Raw genomic sequence first — 333 nt, 5'->3', positions numbered from 1 at the left:
GGCCAGCTCGATCAGAAAGTACCAATTCCAGGTGGTGTATACCTGCCGCCGCTGAGTCAGTGTCCTGGCACTGCCCGCCTGGGGAATCCCCCCAACCGTGCTATCCGACATAGGCGCCTCCTCCCTGCCTTTAGCTTATCTTCGGTCCGTGCGCTTGCGGGGGTAGGCCAGCGCCAATAGCACGAACCCCAACGAGAGGACGGCCATGGCGGCGAAGACCTTGCCTGAACCGGTCGCATACGAGGCACGCACCACATCCATGACGCTCCGACGCATGACTTCGGACATGCCGGCCAGCCGGGAGCCCGCAGCGCCTGAAGAGCCGGAGCCCGA

General features: G+C 64.3%; 1 protein-coding gene. It reads right to left on the bottom strand.

Features of this window, described 5'->3' with window-relative positions; all coding sequences use genetic code 11:
• Positions 1–135: 135 nt before the first annotated feature.
• Positions 136–333, bottom strand: a 198-nt coding sequence (locus CRD60_RS08905; protein WP_161522231.1) for a hypothetical protein, incomplete at its 5' end; no start/stop codon positions are given.

Origin of the sequence: Bifidobacterium aemilianum, assembly GCF_003315635.1 — a bacterium.
Lineage (GTDB): Bacteria > Actinomycetota > Actinomycetes > Actinomycetales > Bifidobacteriaceae > Bifidobacterium > Bifidobacterium aemilianum.
This window is presented reverse-complemented; position numbering and strand designations above follow the sequence as displayed.